Source organism: Paraburkholderia sp. LEh10 (assembly GCF_017814945.1).
Taxonomy (GTDB): domain Bacteria; phylum Pseudomonadota; class Gammaproteobacteria; order Burkholderiales; family Burkholderiaceae; genus Paraburkholderia.
This window is the reverse complement of sequence record NZ_JAGIPX010000054.1, coordinates 19034-34456: the sequence shown is the minus strand read 5'-3', so window position 1 is coordinate 34456 and position 15423 is coordinate 19034. Positions and strand designations below refer to the sequence as shown.

Sequence of the window (15423 nt, the reverse complement as noted above, 5' to 3'; positions counted from 1 at the left end):
GCTAGCCGCTGCGGACGTGGCATGCGATCCTCATCGGACGCGGACCTTACCGAAAGCGACATGGACGCTTCCTCATCATGCACCGCAACATCGTCATAGACCCTTGTCACGCAAGGCTCACATCGATCCGCTAACGCGCGTTCGCTTTTTCGCGTGTCGTATTTCCGCAAGCGTCTGTCGTAATTAGTCGGCTAAGCGGGGTTTTTTCTAGCAACTATGTAGTCACACATGTGCGGGCCGGCGCCCGCACCACGAGGAGATGGACTCGATGAAATCCCCAAAGGTCGTGGTCGAAGGTTTATGTAAGGTTTTCGGGCCCAACCCGAAACTGGCTCAGGACATGCTCTCGCGAGGCGCGTCGAAAGACGAGGTGTTCGCCAGGACGGGGCATGTGGTGGGCGTTCACAATGTTTCCTTCGATGTGCAGGAAGGCGAGATTTTCGTGCTGATGGGCCTGTCGGGTTCCGGCAAGTCCACGCTGATCCGCCTGATCAACCGGCTCGTCGAACCGACGGCGGGTAAGGTCATTATCGACGGCCGCGACGTTGCCGCGATCAGGCGTTCCGAACTGACCTCGCTGCGCCGCACCGATATGAGCATGGTGTTCCAGTCGTTCGCGCTGATGCCGCAGCGCACGGTGCTGTCGAACGCGGCGTTCGGTCTCGAAGTAGCGGGCGTCGGGCGCAAGGAGCGCGAGAAGCGCGCGCTCCAGGTGCTCGAGCAGGTGGGCCTCGCGACGTTCGCGGGCAAGCTGCCGTCCGAGCTCTCGGGCGGCATGCAGCAGCGTGTGGGGCTTGCGCGCGCGCTCGCCGTGAATCCGTCGCTGATGATCATGGACGAGGCGTTCTCCGCGCTCGATCCTCTCAAGCGCAAGGAAATGCAGAACGTGCTGCTGGAACTGCAAAAGAACCAGCGCCGCACGATTCTGTTCGTGTCGCACGATCTGGAAGAGGCGCTGCGCATCGGCAGCCGCATCGCGATCATGGAAGGCGGCCGCGTGGTGCAGATCGGCACGCCGCAGGACATCATCGCGAATCCTGCCGACGAATATGTGCGCGCGTTCTTCGAAGGTGTCGATACGAGCCGCTATCTGACGGCGGGCGATCTGATGCAGGCGAACGGCGTGCCGCTCGTGCGCGATCTGGATCAGACGAGCGTCGCCGAATCGCTGAACGGCAACGCCGAATATGCGTTCGTGCTCGATGCGCAGCGCCGCATCCGCGGCTTCGTCACGCGCGATGCAATCGGCAGCGCGACGCCGTCGCTGAAGAAGGTCGAATGCATTTCGCGCGGCGCGCCGCTCGAACATGTCGTGTCGCGCGTGTGCGCAAACACGACCGCTCTGCCCGTGGTCGATGACGAGGACCGTTACTGTGGTTCCGTCGATCAGGCCGCTGTTCTGAAAGTCATTACGCGCAATCGAGGTGGTGCCCATGTCTGAGATCATTCCACTCGGCCGCTGGGTCGACCAATCTGTTCACTATCTGCTCGACCACGACGCGAGCACGTTCGATTCGATCGGCAAGGCGATCGAGAGCTTTGCCGCGATGATCGAACATGGCTTGCAAGCCATTCCGATGTGGGCGCTGATGGCGTTCTTTATCGCGATCGGCTTATGGCGCGTGGGCTGGCGCTTTGCGATATTCGCGACGGCTTCGCTATTGCTGATCTACGCAACAGGGTTCTGGGATCAGACCGTCATCACACTGGGTCTGACGCTGTCGTCGACCTTGATCAGTCTCGTGTTCGGCATTCCGCTCGGCATCTGGGCTGCGAAGAACAAGCATGTGCAGATGATCGTGCGGCCGATTCTCGACCTGATGCAGACGATGCCGGCGTTCGTCTATCTGATTCCCGCTGCGATGCTGTTCGGACTCGGCCGCGTGCCGGGGATTCTCTCGACGGTCATCTTCGCGATGCCTCCCGCTGTGCGTCTGACGAGCCTCGGCATCAAGCACGTGAACCGCGAGATCGTCGAGGCAGGGCAGGCGTTCGGCTGCACGCCGTGGCAACTGCTGTACAAGGTGCAGTTTCCGAATGCGCTGCCATCGATCATGCAGGGCGTGAACCAGACCATCATGATGGCGCTGTCGATGGTGATCATCGCGTCGATGGTGGGCGCGGGCGGTCTCGGCAACGACGTGCTCGCGAGTATTCAGCGGCTCGATATCGGGCTTGGCTTCGAAAGCGGTCTCTCTGTCGTGTTGCTGGCGATCATTCTGGACCGCATCACCGAGAGCTTCGGCCGCTCGCCAGGCACGGCTGCCGCGCCGCGCTTCGCCGGTCTGCGCAGCGTCATGCGTGTGCGCCGCGAACCGCCCGTGGTCGCGCAAAGCTAAGTCTCTGTCGTATTGACCCAGGCGCCGGGTTCCCGGCGCGTTTGCAATAGAACCAAATAGTGGTCGTCCCGCGAGAGCCCGTGGGCTTTCGCGGTGGCCAAACACATTCATTTCTTTGTGCATCACGGAGCGCGACGTGACGTCTACCCGGGCCGAAGCGCCGTTGTCGAATCTTGCGCATGTGGGTTTTCTGACGCTACCCAGTTTTTCGATGATCGCGTTCACGAGCGCGGTCGAAGTGCTGCGGATGGCGAACTATGTGTCGCGTGCGCAGCACTACCGCTGGTCGGTGATCACGCATGACGGGGTGCCTGTGCGCGCGAGCAACGGCCTGACCGTCAAGCCGACGTGCACGCTCGAAGAAGCGGGCATGCCGGATGTGCTGATCGTGTGCGGCGGCACGCAGATCCGCAATGCCGTCGATACCCATGTGAAGACCTTGCTTGCGGATGCCGCGGCGCAAGGCGTGCCTTTGGGCGGCATCTGCACGGGTGCCTATGCGTTGATGGCGGCGGGACTGCTCGACGGTTATAGCTGCTCGGTGCATTGGGAAGACCTGTCCTCGCTGCACAGGGAGTATCCGCATGTGCGCTTCGCCGACGAGCTGTTCGTGATCGACCGCGACCGCTTGACGTGCACGGGCGGCACTGCGCCGCTCGATCTGATGCTCAATCTCATCGGCAGCCGCTTCGGGCAGAATGTCGCGGCGCAGGTGTCGGAGCAGTTCATTCTGGAGCGCATCCGCAGCGCGAGCGATCCGCAGCCGATACCCGTCGATGCGCGCGTCGGCTTTTCGCGCGCCGAGCTGATCGAGGTGGTACGGCTGATGGAGGCGAATATCGAAGAGCCTTTGTCGCTAGAAGAACTCGCGCGGCTCGTGCAATTGTCGCAGCGTCATTTACAGCGGATGTTCAAGGTTTATCTGAGCGTGTCGCCCACGCATTACTACCTGTCGCTGCGCTTGCGGCGCGCGCGCGATCTGTTGCGCACCACGGACGCATCGATTGCACGCGTGACGGCCGTGTGCGGTTTTCATTCGCCATGCCATTTCAGCAAGGCGTATCGCGCGCAGTTCGGCCACGCGCCGAGCGTCGAGCGCCGCCAGGCGAGCTAGCCACCCATTATTACGAGGAGAATGCAATGAAACGCAAGCTGATGATGGCGGCCGCCTTATTGACGACGGCCGCCGCGACCGCGCACGCGGCCGATCCCGCCGTGTGCCGCAATGTTCGCTTCGCCGACGTCGGCTGGACTGACATCGCCGCGACAACGGGCCTCGCGTCGACGATCTTCCAGGGTCTCGGCTACAACCCGACCAAGACGATTGCATCGGTGCCGATCACGTTTGCCGGCATCAAGAGCAAGCAGATCGACGTGTTCCTTGGCTACTGGGCGCCGACGATGGACCCGATGATCCAGCCGTTCGTGAAGTCCGGCTCGATCAAGGTGCTCGCGACGCCGAACCTGACGGGCGCGAAGTACACGCTGGCCGTGCCGGACTATGTGTACAACGGCGGCTTGAAGAACTTCAACGATATCCAGAAATATGCGGACAAGCTCGACGGCAAGATCTACGGCATCGAGCCGGGCAATGACGGCAACGCGCTGATCAAGAAGATGATCGACGGCAACCAGTACGGGCTGGGCAAGTTCAAGCTGGTTGAATCGAGCGAGGCGGGCATGCTGGTCGAAGTGAACCGCGCGATCCGCGACAAGAAGTGGATCGTGTTTCTCGGCTGGGAGCCGCATCCGATGAACGTGCAGATAAAGATCGATTATCTGGCGGGCGGCGACGACGTGTTCGGGCCGAACTACGGCGAAGCGAAGGTGTTCACGGCGACACCGCCTGACTATGCGCAGCGTTGCCCGAATGCGGCGAAGCTCGTGTCGAACCTGCAGTTCACGACGGCCATCGAGAATCATGTGATGGTGCCGATCATGAACAAGGAAGATGCGAACAGGGCCGCGCTGACCTGGTTGAAGGCGAATCCACAGGCGCTGGATAAGTGGCTTGCCGGGGTGCAGACTTTCGACGGGAAGGAGGGGTTGGCGGCTGTTCGCGCTTATATCGCGGCGCATTGATTTTTTTGTCTGCGACGCTGGTTGAGTGATTCGACCCGCGTGGCATTGGCGATGTGATTGTTTTGCAATGCGCAAAGCCCTCCCTTACACAGCGGGGTTTTGCGCCCGATTTTGCCATCGCTTGCTTTTAGCTACTTTTCTTTGCAGCCGGCAAAGAAGTAAGTGCCGCCCGCACAAAAGAGCAAGGCGAACCGCATCGCCGCATGCCCGCGCAGGGCAAAGCAGACACCAACTGTCACGCCCGGATCTCAAACCCCTTCAAATACCCCTCATCCACACTGCCATCCCACTCACGCCCATCAATCAACCGCGCGGCGCGCAATGGCGGCAGGAACTGCGAACTCAATCCCACATTCATAGCCGCTTCGCGATACAACGCGGTCTGGTTGACCTCGCGCGCAATTTCCGCGAAATCGCCTCGCCAGTGCGTCATTCTCCAGCGCGCGTACTGCATGAAAAACCACGCACCCTCCGAAGGATGCGGATAGTTGACCAGCCCGTCCTCGAAGAACAGCACGGGCCGCCTCGTGTCATCGAAGCCGGCCTTGAGCAAACGCGGCGCAATCGAGCCGGCAGGCACGCCAAGAAACGCGTCAGCAGCAAGCCTCTGCGCAATCTCCGCGCGATGCTCGTCGTCATCGAGCCAGCGGCACGCTTCGAGCATCGTCTGCACGAGCGCCCGCGCCGTGTTCGGATAACGCGTGACGAAATCGCGCCGGCTGGCAAGCACTTTCTCCGGATGATCGGGCCACACTTCGCTCGTGTACGCAATCGTTCTGCCGACGCCGCGCTCCTGCGCGACTGCATTCCACGGCTCGCCCACGCATAGTCCGTCGAGCCGGTCCTGTTCGAGCGCGTCGACCATTTGCGGCGGCGGAATCACGACGCTCTCGATGTCGCGCAACGGATGCACGCGCTGCGACGCGAGCCAGTAATACAGCCACATCGCATGTGTGCCCGTCGGGAACGTCTGCGCGAAGACGGGCTTGCGTCCGAGCGTCGCGAGCGCGGCGGGCAGCGTCCTGTGCTCGTCGAGCGCGGCAGCGAGGCGGTTCGAGACCGTGATCGCCTGACCGTTGCGGGCGAGCACCATCAACACGGCCATATCCGTCTGTGGACCACCAAGGCCCAACTGTACGCCGTAGACAAGCCCATACAGCGAATGCGCCGCATCGAGATCGCCGCAAAGCAGCTTGTCGCGTATCGCCGCCCATGACGGCTGCTTCAGCAGTTCGATCGTGAGCCCGTGTGCGTGGCCGAATTCGAGCAGCTTCGCGGCGACGAGCGGCGCGGCATCGCTCAACGCGACGAAGCCAAGACGCAAGTGCGTCTTCTCGAGCTTGCCCAAGTCGGCGGAAGAAGTGATGTGAGGGGATGTGTTCATGAGCAGCGCTTCAATCTGGCAATCCGGCTGCGGCGACGATCTGACGTGCGACCTCGGCAAGCTTCACGCCCTGGTTCATCGCGCGCTTGCGCATCGTCGCGTACGCCGCGTGTTCGGGCATCTTCTGCGAGTCCATCAGCAGGCGTTTCGCGCGGTCGATCAGCTTGCGCTCGGCAAGCTCGTTCTCGGCCTGGGCGAGACGCTCGCGCAATTGCGACTCTTGCGCGAAGCGCGCGAGCGCGACTTCGAGTATCGGCGCGAGCCGTCCCGTCGCGAGCCCTTCGACGAGATACGCCGTCACGCCCGCGCCGACAGCGTCGCGGATCAACTGCTGGTTCGCGTCGTTGCTGAACATCAGCACGGGGCGCGGCGCGGTCGCGTTCATCACGGCAAGCTGTTCGAGCGTGTCGCGCGACGGCGATTCCGTGTCGATGATGATGACGTCCGGCCGCTCGCTTTCGACCGTCTTATGCAGCGCCTGCGGCGAGGCTGTCGCGGCGAGCATGTCATAGCCGAGCCGCGCGAGCGCATCGCGCAACTCGCCGATGGGCTTATCGGTGTCGGTTACGAGCAAAACGCGCAACATGGATTGAACGGCATCAGGTGCTGTGGGTTAGTTATACCGCGATCGGAACGCGAAGTCCGAAGCGGCGAACGTCGAACGTCATTGCCCGACTGATGGCGGCCGTCTTCAGCCCCACGCGACGACGTGCGCGAGTCTGTGCCGCTTTACCGATTTTTTGCGTGGTTGCGTTTTGCAGCCGCCCCGCGACGTATTGCTACCTTGCGCCCTTGCATGGAGTCACCGGGTACTGCAACTTGCATGCCATTCGGCAGAGACCGCGCGAACGCTGAATGACGCCTTCAAGCGGCGTAAAGGGCGGCTCGAATTGCACTGCGGGAGTGCGCGCTGCGCGGTGCTGCACTCGTTTAGCGCATGCCGGGTGTCGAGGGCGCGTCGCGCGATAACCCGCGTGGCCGCGCACATCGTCTTATCGCGAACCGAGCCACCGCGCGTAGCTGCGCGGCGAGAACGCGACAGTCAGTGCGATCATCGCGGAGATGCACAGCGCGAGCATCAGCCACGCGGCGGCGAACCCGCCCGTGAGGTCGCGCAGGCGTCCCGCGACGACGGGCGCGATCGCCGCGACGATGAAACCGACCCCTTGCACGAACGCGACGAGTCGGCCGGCGATCCGATGATCGTCGGAATGATCGAGCGCCGTCACGAGCGTCAGCGAGAACGTGCCGCCGAGGCCCGCGCCCGCAATCGCGACCCACGCGAGCGGCGCGGCGTCCGGATACGTGAGCAACCCGGCGATGCCCAGCAGCTGCGCCGACAGGCCGGCGACGAGCCACGGCCGGCGGTCGCGGAACGACGACGCGGCGAGGGGCAGCAGCAACGCGGAGGCTGCCTGGAAGACGGTCATCGCCGCGAGCAGCGATCCGCTGTGCGCGACGCTGGCGCCGCGCTGCTGGTAGTACGCCGGTAGCCACGCGACCAGCGTCGTATAGCCGCCGTTGACGAGGCCGAAGTGCAGGCCCAATGCCCATGCGCGGCGCTTGCGCCACATCGCGACGTGCGGTGTCCGCGTTGCATGCGTTGCCGTCCGGTGACCCGTCCCGCACGCGCCGGCGTGCCTTTCCGAATACGACCTGGAAGATGATGCAAGGCGATTGAGCGCGAACCAGCAAGCGCACGCGAGCGCAGCGGGCACGGCCCATACGGCGAGGCCCGCATGCCACGAACCGGACAGCTTCGCGGCATAGGGGCTCAGGCTCGCGCCGAGTCCGCCGCCGCCCATTATCGACGCCGAGAACAGGCCCATCGCGAGCGGCACGCGCGCATGGAACCGCTGCTTCATCACGCCTGGCAACAACGCCTGGATGGCCGCGACGCCGATGCCCGCGAGCAATGCCGTCATCAGCAGCGCCGCGCCGCTCGATGCCGCAAGCCGCGCGGCGCACGCACAGGCGATCGCGAGCAACCCGAAAGCGACCCCGCGCGTTTCGCCGACCACGCGCGTCAGCATGCCCGCGCCGAACGCGCCGAGGCCCATCGCGACGACGGGCAGGCTGGTCAGCAGCGAAGCCCCCGAAAAGCTCAGGCCCGTGGCGGCGCGGATCGTCGCCATCAGCGGACTCACCGACGTCAGCAGCGGCCGCAGGTTGATGCCGATCACGACGATGGCGGCGAGCCATATCGCGTCCTGCCACGACAAGGCCGGGGAAGCCGCGCGGCGCGCGATGCGTGGAGTGTCGATGCCGGGAGTCTGGTTCACGGGTTGGCCCTGCCGAAGAGTCGAAAGCGAGTCGAACTGATGGTTGACCATAATACATTAAAATGGTTAACCATTTTCGACAAAACGCGATCGCGGGTATTTGCGCCGGGGCATCGATGCATCGTGCAGGGAAGGCCGTCGATGGCTACAATACGGCCGCTTGCCGCCGCACTACTTCCATTCAGCACGATATGGCCTCACGCCCGAACACACCGCCACCCGCCGCCGACGACAACGTCGAGGAGCGCATCTACGCGTCGATCACCGCGGCGCTGCTCGAAGGCCGCCTGCGCCCGGGCGCACAGCTCGTCGAGCGCGACCTCGCGGCCGCGTTCGGCTGTACGCGCGGCGCGTTGCGCAAGGTGCTCGCGCGGCTCGGGTTCGAAGGCAAGCTGGTGCTGGAAGCGAATCGCGGCGCGTTCGTGCCGTCGCCGTCCGAAGAAGACGTGCGGCAGGTTTATCGCGCGCGCCAGATCGTCGAGGCAGGGATCGTCACCGCGCTATGCGGCGCGCTGTCCGCGCAGGACAGGCGTTCGCTCAAGGCGCATGTCGCGAGCGAGAAGAAGGCGCTGAAGGCAGCGCGGGTGGATGAGCAGGTGCGGCTCGCCGGGCAATTCCATGTGCTGCTCACGCAGATCGCGGGCGGCGCGGATTTGCAGGGCTTCGTCGCGCAACTGGTCGCGAAGACGGAGTTGTACAAGGCGCTCTATGATCCGTCGAAAGGCACGACATGTTCCGCCGACGAACACGCGCAACTCATCGAAGCCCTCGACGGCGGCGATCTGCGCGCCGCCCTCGATGCGATGCGGGTGCATCTCGCGGAACTGGAAGAGCGGGTCGTGACGCGCATGCGGGCGAGCGTCAACAGCGACGATCTGGGCTCTGTGTTTCGCGTGTGAGCCAGCGACATGCGTTGCACATGCCGCGTTTAGTGTGCAGATGGGCTGCGCCCGTCGCGCGCTGTCGGCTGCTGCCGGCGCGACGACGACGCTGAGCCTATCGAGCGTCAGCGGCGGCGCATCGGCGCGCTGCGCGGGGCGCTGCTGCGTTCGTCCTTGTGACGGAAGTTGATGCGTCCTTTGGTGAGGTCGTAGACCGACAGTTCGAGCGTCACGCGATCGCCCGCGAGGATACGGATGTGATTCTTGCGCATGCGGCCCGATGCATATGCGCCCACCACGACGCCGTTGTCCAGCGTTACGCGGTAGCGGCTGTCGGGCAGTACTTCGTCGACAATGCCATCCAGTTCAATGAGTTCTTCTTTCGCCATGCAAACTCCTGGTCGATGAGGGAAGGGCGCCGCGCGCACGGCGCGCAGCGGGTCTTACGCGGCAGTGCGAACGCTGCCGCGGCGATGCGTGAAGCGATGCAGGCGCGCCGCGGGCGGCGCACCTGTTCAGAGATCGGCGACCGTCTGTCCGTCGATATGGCCGTCGATCACGCGTGCCGCATGTTCGATGCACGCGATGCGCGCCTTGCCCGCGCCTTCGAACGGGCGGAAATGGGCGAGGCGGAACACGCGGCCATCGGCGGTGGGATTCGTGCCGACACGGCAGATGCGCACCGACGCGTCATAGCCGCTGTCGATCGAATTGCGGTGCGTGACGCCGTTCGCCGTACGGCGCGGATAGATCAGCGGATGAATTTCGTAGCCTTTATAGGTCTTGACGCCTTGAGTCATATGCATGCTCCCGTAATGCAGGCTGCCGGCGCGCGCAGATGGATGATCGATGCGCGGCAACCACGGCGGCCAGCGGCGCAGCACCGAGGGGCGCGCCGCAATGGAAAAGTTGGCGTGAGCCCGATGCGCTGGCTCGAACGCAGCCGCGATAGACGCGGAACCGAAAGAAAAATACGCCGACGCCGCACAGGCACCGAGCGCATTGGCAAAAGCCACCCGGTTTGGCGTACGCGCACAGCGCATGGCCTGAGTGACGGAGATTGCCGCTGGCTGACCGCAGATCGCAGCGATGCGGCGGAACGGCTGGGATGCAGCGCGATTAATTCAACGCGACGAAGAGGTTGAGGCGCTGCGGTTAAGACGATGCTGGATATTGCCGGTGAAGCTGCTAACGCTGCATGAAGGCTGTAATAAGGTGCCACAAGCAAAACGCTGCATTGCACATATTATGCCCTAAAAACAGGGCCTTGTGTAGCAGAAACTTTCCTTTGCAGAGAAGCTCGGAGCAGGACGCTTTGGCGGGCGCACGCTCAGTCCGCGCCTCGCGTCATGCGTTTTTGCAACTCGCGCGTGGCAGCGACAGGAATGCGCGCGTCGTCCCACCTGGCGAGCCACTCCACTTCTTTCGACGTGAAAATCTGGCCGTGATTGCGCAGCGCGTATTGCAGCGAATCGATGATGTGATTGCGAATGATCTCGGGCGTGCGTGCGTCGTCGAGCACGGTGCGAAACGCTTCGAGCGTGGCCATCGGTTTGCCTCTTGTCGGTGAACGCTGGTGAAAGACCTGTCCGTTATCGCACGTCAAAAAGCGCGCTGCCACGCGGTCAAAATTCACGCTGCCGGCGAGCCGCACCCCATTTCGCGTTTGCGGTGGGCATGCGCGTTGCGCCGCACACGATGCCCGTCATTCCAGACGACACGAGGCACTTCATGACACTCGGGAAGATTGCGCCGCTGGCGCTGTGGACGGTCGCGCAGCTGTCGGTCGCCGCGACGGGTGATGTATCGTGTGGCGTGCTGTCGGGCGTGCGCGGCGCGGCGGGCGCATCGGGCGCGAGCACGGCGAGCGGCTTCGCGCTGCGCGACGGCGAGCCCGTCGATTTCATCGCGGGCGGCAAGGCCGTGCGCGGGACGCTGCATGTGATGACGGATGGCGGCATCTACCGTGCGTACTGGCAGCCGCAAGGTCGCCCCGAACGCTACGTGCTGGCGAACGCGGGCACGGATGCCGTGCGCCTGATCGCGACGCCCGCGCAAGGCACGCCTGCCGCCGACGGCATGCCCGGCACGACGCTCAATCCGCAGCAGGTCCTGTCATGTCCAGCCTTGTGAGCGTGCGTCATGCGTGCGGCGTCGGGCGATGCGCGGGCCACCACGACCAGCCGCGCTCGTTGCGCTGCAATTCGACGACGGATAGCGGCGCAATCTCGATGCGCGCATACGCATCGGACGGAATGCGCAGCACGTGCGCGAGCGCCGCGCGGATCACAGGCGCATGCGTGACGGCCACGACGGTGCCGTCGCAATCGAGTGCATCGAGCCAGTTGCTCACTCGCAGCTTCAGCGCGTCGAACGATTCGCCGCCATGCGGCGCGGCCGACGGATCGCGCGTCCACGCCGCGAGCGCGTCGGGCTCCGCGCTTGCGATGTCGATCAGACGCTGCCCGCGCCAGCGCCCGTAGTCCGCTTCCGCCAGTTCAGGCGCAACGGCGGCGTCGAGTCCAAGCGCGCTCGCAGTCTCCAGCGCGCAGGCAGCCGGACTGCTCAGCGCCAGCCCGGCATTCGTCAACCGTTCGTTCGATGCGCGAAAGGCGCTGGCCTCTTCAATGGCCCGCGCGTCGAGGGGATCATCGTCGGGAAACGCGCCTTTGCGTTGCGCTGCCGTCGCGGGATGGCTGATCAACAGCAGGCGTGTGCGCATGAAAAGCCCATCGTCGAAGGGAAGAAAGAAAGTGAAAAGCGTTCGCGCGTTTCGCGCGTAGAATAGACGCCACTCGAAGCGCGGAAGCCGGTGCAAGACCGGCGCGGTCGCGCCACTGTAATCGGCAGTACAGGCAACATGCAAGCCGGAAGCCAGACCCAAGCTTCGACTTCATCCTCAATCGACTATCGGGGCGCGCAACCCCAGGAGATGCCCGTCATGAACGACGCAGTCCTCGACCACGCCGGTCAATCAACTCAACCCACCCCGATTCCGCTGCGCGAGCTACTGCCGTGGGCGATCTTCGGCGGTTTGCTGTTCCTGCTCGCGCTGTACTTCATCGGCGCCGAACAGGGCGCAACCTCACTCGTTCCAGGCATGTACGTGCATGAGTTCGTGCACGACGGCCGCCATCTGCTCGGTTTTCCTTGCCACTAATTCCGTAGCGGAGTCATCACCATGGTTGGGAAGCTGTTGATGCGAGGGATGCTCGCAGGCATCGTCGCGGGTCTGCTCACGTTCGCGTTCGCGCGCGTCGCGGGCGAGCCGCTGGTCGAAACGGCGATCTCGTTCGAAGAAAAGATGCATGCGGCGCACGATCACGGCGGCGCGAATGCCGACGGGCATGAAGACGAAATTGTCAGCCGCGGCACGCAGGCGGGCCTCGGCCTCCTGACGGGCGTCGTCGCGTATGGGATGGCCTTCGGCGGGCTGTTCGCGCTGACGTTCGCCTATCTGTACGGGCGAGCCGGCAAGCTCGGCGCGCGCGCATTGTCGGCGTGGCTCGCGCTCGGCGCGTTCGTCGCAGTCGTGCTGGTGCCGACCATCAAGTATCCGGCGAATCCGCCATCCGTCGGCGACCCGGAGACGATCGGCACGCGCACGGGCCTGTTCTTTCTGATGATCGCGACATCGCTTGTCGTGATGGTGTTTTCGATGAAGGTCCGCAAGCATCTGGTGGCGCGGCTCGGGCAGTGGAACGCGTCGATCGTCGGCGGCGTGGTGTTCGTTGCGATCGTCGCGGCGGTCGAGGTCGCGTTGCCTGTCGTCAATGAGGTGCCCGCTGAGTTTCCGGCCGTCGTGCTGTGGAAGTTCAGGATGACGGCGCTTGGGATGCAGGCGGTTATGTGGGCCGTGATCGGGCTGCTGTTTGGGGCGATGGTCGAGCGTGGCGAGCGGGCGGCTCGTGGCGCGGTGGGCGGGAAGGCTTATTTGTAGCGCTTCTGCGCGCCGGTCTCCACGCTTCATGCTGTCCACCCTCGAAATCCTGCTCCCTGTCTTCGCGCTGGTGTTCGCGGGTTTCTTTTGCCGGCGCCGCGATCTCCTGGGCCCCGCGGCCGCATCGGAACTCAACCGCTTCGTCGTATGGCTTGCGCTGCCCGCGCTGCTGTTCGACACGATGGCCCATTCGACATGGCGCGAACTCGACCAGCCCGCCTTTATCGCGACGTTCTCGCTGGCCTGCGCGGCTGTGTTCGGCGTGGTGCTGGTCGTGCGCGTCGCGAGCGGGCGGCATCTCGCGGACGCGAGCGTCGATGCGATCGCGGCCTCGTATCCGAACACCGGCTATGTCGGCTTTCCGCTCGGGCTGCTCGCATTCGGCAAGGCTAGCCTGACGCCGACGACGATTGCGACGATCATCGTCGCGTGCGTGCTGTTCGCGCTCGCGATCGTGCTCATCGAAATCGGCTTGCAGACGGAGCGCACGCCGCACAAGCTCGGCGCGAAAGTGCTGTGGCGGCTGATGAAGAACCCGCTGATCGCATCGCCGATTGCGGGCGTGCTGGTCGCGAGCGCCGGCGCGACGCTGCCGCAGAGCGCCGAGACCTTTCTGAAGCTGTTGAGCGGCGCGGCCAGTCCGTGCGCGCTCGTGAGCCTCGGGCTCTTTCTGGCGGAAAAGCGTCCGGCGGCCGAGGAAGCGCAACGGCCGCTCACCGCGTTCGTGCTGACGGCGATCAAGCTGATCGCGCAGCCCGCGCTCGCGTGGTGGATCGCCGCGCGCGTCTTTGCGCTGCCCGCGCTCGCCGTCGATATGGCCGTGCTGCTCGCCGCGCTGCCGGCGGGCACGGGGCCGTACATGCTCGCCGAGTTCTACGGGCGCGAGGCCCGCATTACGTCTCAAACCATTTTGCTGTCGACGCTCGGCTCGCTCGTGTCGTTGTCGCTGCTGCTGTTCCACATGCACGCGCCCGGCTGACGGCATGAAGTGACGCAGCAGAGCGCCGCGCCCGTCGAAGAGAATGCAGCGACGGCGGCCGCGCTCGCCGATGAGGCAAAGCGCTTGAGCGAGCTGACGGCTGCGTTCAAGGTGGCGGTGGAGGGCTGGTCGCGTTGAACGGGCTTTTCCGCGCAGCGCTCATGCGAACCGCTCAGGCAAACAGCTCAGGCGAACCGCTCAGGCGAACCGCTCAGGCAAACCGCTCAGGCAAACCGCTCCACCCGATAAGGTCTCGGATCGGTAAAGGCCTTCTCCCCCGTCATCATCTCCGCGAGCAGCCGCCCCGTGACCGGCCCAAGCGTCAGCCCATGATGGTTATGCCCGAACGCGAACCACAGCCCGCGATGACGTGGCGCCGGGCCGATCACGGGGCGCATGTCGGGCGTGCAAGGACGCATGCCGAGCCACGGCTTCGGGTCGACGCGCTCGCCGAGTCCGAACGCCGCGCGCGCGAGCGGCTCGACGCGTTCGAGCTGGATGCCTGTCGGCGGCGCGCCGCGCTGCGCGATTTCTACGCCCGTCGTCAGGCGCAGGCGGTTGCCTTCCATCGGCGCGACCACATAGCCGCGTTCCGTATCGACGATGGGCACCGACAACATCTGCCGCGCGGGACGATAGTGCATGTGATAGCCGCGCTTCGCGCGCAGCGGAATGCGATAGCCAAGCGGCTCGAACACGGTGTCGGACCAGGGGCCGAGCGCGAGCACGACTTCCGTCGCACTGATCGCGCCTTGTTGCGTGTCGACCGTCCACGCATCGCCTGATGCGCGCAAGGTCGTCGCGTCGCCGTTCAGGAACGTGCCGCCCTGCGCTTCAAACAGGTGCGCGTAACCTTTGACCAGCGCGCCCGGGTTCAGCACGCTCTTCGGGTCTTTCCAGTGCAGCGCGCCGCAGATGCCTTCGCCTACGCCCGGCTCCTGCGCGCGCAGCGCGGCGGCGTCAAGCACGCTCACATGCAGGCCGTGCTCGCGGATCGCGTCTTCCGATGCTCTCGCCTCGCTGTCGAATGCTGCGCGCGTCCGGAATGCTTCGATCCAGCCGCCGTCATGCACCAGCTGGCCGATGCCCGCGCGGGCGATCAGCTTGTCGTGTTCATCGACGCACGCGCCGATTAGCGGCAGCATGTCGCGCGCGGCGGCGGCGAGGCGCTGCGGCGCCGATTCCCACCAGAAGCGCGCCAGCCACGTTGCGTAAGCGGGCAGCGCCTTGTAGTCCCAGTAGAGATCGGTCGACTGGTTGCGCGCGTAGCGCAGCAGCGTGCCGAGCTTGCGCGGAAAGCCATACGGCACGATCGACGAACGCTCGATCAGCCCTGCATTGCCGAAGCTCGTCTCTTCGCCGGGCGCGCGGCGGTCGACGAGCGCGACGCGCCGTCCGCGATCCTGCAGATGCAGCGCCGACGATACGCCGACGATTCCCGCTCCCAGCACGATGACGTCGAAATCCATAGCGATGAGGGTTGTCCTTGAAGGTGGCGCGTGAAGAAGCAGAAAGCGCAACGAGCGCGTGTCGCCA

General features: G+C 64.7%; 17 protein-coding genes, 1 pseudogene and 1 riboswitch. Of the genes and pseudogenes, 10 read left to right on the top strand and 8 right to left on the bottom strand.

Going from position 1 to position 15423, the window contains the following annotated elements; translation table 11 throughout:
- Positions 1-151: 151 nt before the first annotated feature.
- The 4 genes and pseudogenes from J8I87_RS32680 to J8I87_RS32665 all read left to right on the top strand — a co-directional run.
- Positions 152-1441: pseudogene (locus tag J8I87_RS32680) on the top strand (glycine betaine/L-proline ABC transporter ATP-binding protein); the annotation flags it as partial.
- Positions 1434-2339: a choline ABC transporter permease subunit gene (gene choW / locus J8I87_RS32675; protein WP_209936343.1), complete on the top strand. Its 906-nt coding sequence runs from the start codon at positions 1434-1436 to the stop codon at positions 2337-2339. The pseudogene J8I87_RS32680 and the gene choW, both read left to right, overlap by 8 nt.
- A 136-nt stretch (positions 2340-2475) precedes the next feature.
- Positions 2476-3453 carry a GlxA family transcriptional regulator gene (locus J8I87_RS32670; RefSeq protein ID WP_209936342.1) on the top strand — a complete coding sequence of 326 codons (978 nt, stop codon included), beginning with the start codon at positions 2476-2478 and terminating at the stop codon, positions 3451-3453.
- A gap of 26 nt (positions 3454-3479) precedes the next feature.
- Positions 3480-4421, top strand: a complete 942-nt coding sequence (locus J8I87_RS32665; RefSeq protein WP_209936341.1) for a choline ABC transporter substrate-binding protein — start codon at positions 3480-3482, stop codon at positions 4419-4421.
- Positions 4422-4656: 235 nt separating this feature from the next.
- On the opposite strand, the gene J8I87_RS32660 is transcribed toward J8I87_RS32665, so the two are convergent.
- The 3 genes from J8I87_RS32660 to J8I87_RS32650 all read right to left on the bottom strand — a co-directional run bounded on the left by J8I87_RS32660 (position 4657) and on the right by J8I87_RS32650 (position 8087).
- A complete protein-coding gene (locus J8I87_RS32660; RefSeq protein WP_209936339.1) occupies positions 4657-5805 on the bottom strand; it encodes a CmpA/NrtA family ABC transporter substrate-binding protein in 1149 nt (382 codons plus the stop codon).
- Between the two features lie 10 nt (positions 5806-5815).
- Complete coding sequence (locus J8I87_RS32655) at positions 5816-6391, bottom strand: ANTAR domain-containing response regulator (protein ID WP_209936338.1); 576 nt, start codon at positions 6389-6391, stop codon at positions 5816-5818.
- Between the two features lie 406 nt (positions 6392-6797).
- On the bottom strand, positions 6798-8087 hold the full coding sequence (locus tag J8I87_RS32650; protein WP_209936337.1) for a cyanate transporter: 1290 nt from the start codon (positions 8085-8087) through the stop codon (positions 6798-6800).
- 191 nt (positions 8088-8278) lie between these two features.
- On the opposite strand from J8I87_RS32650, the gene J8I87_RS32645 reads away from it, so the two are divergent.
- On the top strand, positions 8279-8986 hold the full coding sequence (locus J8I87_RS32645; protein ID WP_209936336.1) for a GntR family transcriptional regulator: 708 nt from the start codon (positions 8279-8281) through the stop codon (positions 8984-8986).
- Between the two features lie 107 nt (positions 8987-9093).
- Here J8I87_RS32645 and infA read toward each other — a convergent pair whose 3' ends face one another.
- The 3 genes from infA to J8I87_RS32630 form a co-directional block, all read right to left on the bottom strand.
- Positions 9094-9357: a translation initiation factor IF-1 gene (gene infA, locus J8I87_RS32640; RefSeq protein ID WP_209936335.1), complete on the bottom strand. Its 264-nt coding sequence runs from the start codon at positions 9355-9357 to the stop codon at positions 9094-9096.
- Between the two features lie 126 nt (positions 9358-9483).
- The gene (locus tag J8I87_RS32635; RefSeq protein ID WP_209936333.1) at positions 9484-9768 is read right to left on the bottom strand and encodes a hypothetical protein; all 285 of its coding nucleotides are present in this window, start codon (positions 9766-9768) and stop codon (positions 9484-9486) included.
- Positions 9769-10298: 530 nt separating this feature from the next.
- Positions 10299-10517 (bottom strand): hypothetical protein, encoded by a 219-nt coding sequence (locus J8I87_RS32630; RefSeq protein ID WP_209936332.1) that lies wholly within the window; start codon positions 10515-10517, stop codon positions 10299-10301.
- A 182-nt stretch (positions 10518-10699) separates the two neighbouring features.
- Here J8I87_RS32630 and J8I87_RS32625 point away from each other — a divergent pair, with 182 nt between their 5' ends.
- Positions 10700-11101: a hypothetical protein gene (locus tag J8I87_RS32625; RefSeq protein ID WP_209936331.1), complete on the top strand. Its 402-nt coding sequence runs from the start codon at positions 10700-10702 to the stop codon at positions 11099-11101.
- A 7-nt stretch (positions 11102-11108) separates the two neighbouring features.
- On the opposite strand, the gene J8I87_RS32620 is transcribed toward J8I87_RS32625, so the two are convergent.
- Positions 11109-11690 carry a histidine phosphatase family protein gene (locus J8I87_RS32620; protein WP_209936330.1) on the bottom strand — a complete coding sequence of 194 codons (582 nt, stop codon included), beginning with the start codon at positions 11688-11690 and terminating at the stop codon, positions 11109-11111.
- Positions 11691-11772: 82 nt separating this feature from the next.
- Positions 11773-11848: riboswitch (cobalamin riboswitch) on the top strand.
- Between the two features lie 61 nt (positions 11849-11909).
- Between J8I87_RS32620 and J8I87_RS32615 the strand changes: the two genes are divergently transcribed.
- Genes J8I87_RS32615 through J8I87_RS45810 form a run of 4 tightly spaced genes read left to right on the top strand, consistent with a single transcriptional unit; the run spans position 11910 to position 14025 of the window.
- Positions 11910-12128, top strand: a complete 219-nt coding sequence (locus J8I87_RS32615; protein WP_209936329.1) for a CbtB-domain containing protein — start codon at positions 11910-11912, stop codon at positions 12126-12128.
- Positions 12129-12149: 21 nt separating this feature from the next.
- Complete coding sequence (locus J8I87_RS32610; RefSeq protein WP_209936328.1) at positions 12150-12908, top strand: CbtA family protein; 759 nt, start codon at positions 12150-12152, stop codon at positions 12906-12908.
- Positions 12909-12936: 28 nt separating this feature from the next.
- Positions 12937-13887: an AEC family transporter gene (locus J8I87_RS32605; RefSeq protein ID WP_209936326.1), complete on the top strand. Its 951-nt coding sequence runs from the start codon at positions 12937-12939 to the stop codon at positions 13885-13887.
- A 9-nt stretch (positions 13888-13896) separates the two neighbouring features.
- Complete coding sequence (locus J8I87_RS45810; RefSeq protein WP_280923121.1) at positions 13897-14025, top strand: hypothetical protein; 129 nt, start codon at positions 13897-13899, stop codon at positions 14023-14025.
- A gap of 86 nt (positions 14026-14111) precedes the next feature.
- Here J8I87_RS45810 and J8I87_RS32600 read toward each other — a convergent pair whose 3' ends face one another.
- Positions 14112-15356, bottom strand: a complete 1245-nt coding sequence (locus J8I87_RS32600; RefSeq protein WP_209936325.1) for an NAD(P)/FAD-dependent oxidoreductase — start codon at positions 15354-15356, stop codon at positions 14112-14114.
- Positions 15357-15423 lie beyond the last annotated feature (67 nt).

Coding starts and splice junctions, on each gene's coding strand:
- choW (WP_209936343.1), top strand. CDS start 1,434: ATGTCTGAGATCATTCCACTCGGCCGCTGGGTCGACCAATCTGTTCAC.
- J8I87_RS32665 (WP_209936341.1), top strand. CDS start 3,480: ATGAAACGCAAGCTGATGATGGCGGCCGCCTTATTGACGACGGCCGCC.
- J8I87_RS32660 (WP_209936339.1), bottom strand. CDS start 5,805: ATGAACACATCCCCTCACATCACTTCTTCCGCCGACTTGGGCAAGCTC.
- J8I87_RS32655 (WP_209936338.1), bottom strand. CDS start 6,391: ATGTTGCGCGTTTTGCTCGTAACCGACACCGATAAGCCCATCGGCGAG.
- J8I87_RS32645 (WP_209936336.1), top strand. CDS start 8,279: ATGGCCTCACGCCCGAACACACCGCCACCCGCCGCCGACGACAACGTC.
- infA (WP_209936335.1), bottom strand. CDS start 9,357: ATGGCGAAAGAAGAACTCATTGAACTGGATGGCATTGTCGACGAAGTA.
- J8I87_RS32635 (WP_209936333.1), bottom strand. CDS start 9,768: ATGACTCAAGGCGTCAAGACCTATAAAGGCTACGAAATTCATCCGCTG.
- J8I87_RS32630 (WP_209936332.1), bottom strand. CDS start 10,517: ATGGCCACGCTCGAAGCGTTTCGCACCGTGCTCGACGACGCACGCACG.
- J8I87_RS32625 (WP_209936331.1), top strand. CDS start 10,700: ATGACACTCGGGAAGATTGCGCCGCTGGCGCTGTGGACGGTCGCGCAG.
- J8I87_RS32620 (WP_209936330.1), bottom strand. CDS start 11,690: ATGCGCACACGCCTGCTGTTGATCAGCCATCCCGCGACGGCAGCGCAA.
- J8I87_RS32615 (WP_209936329.1), top strand. CDS start 11,910: ATGAACGACGCAGTCCTCGACCACGCCGGTCAATCAACTCAACCCACC.
- J8I87_RS32610 (WP_209936328.1), top strand. CDS start 12,150: ATGGTTGGGAAGCTGTTGATGCGAGGGATGCTCGCAGGCATCGTCGCG.
- J8I87_RS32605 (WP_209936326.1), top strand. CDS start 12,937: ATGCTGTCCACCCTCGAAATCCTGCTCCCTGTCTTCGCGCTGGTGTTC.
- J8I87_RS32600 (WP_209936325.1), bottom strand. CDS start 15,356: ATGGATTTCGACGTCATCGTGCTGGGAGCGGGAATCGTCGGCGTATCG.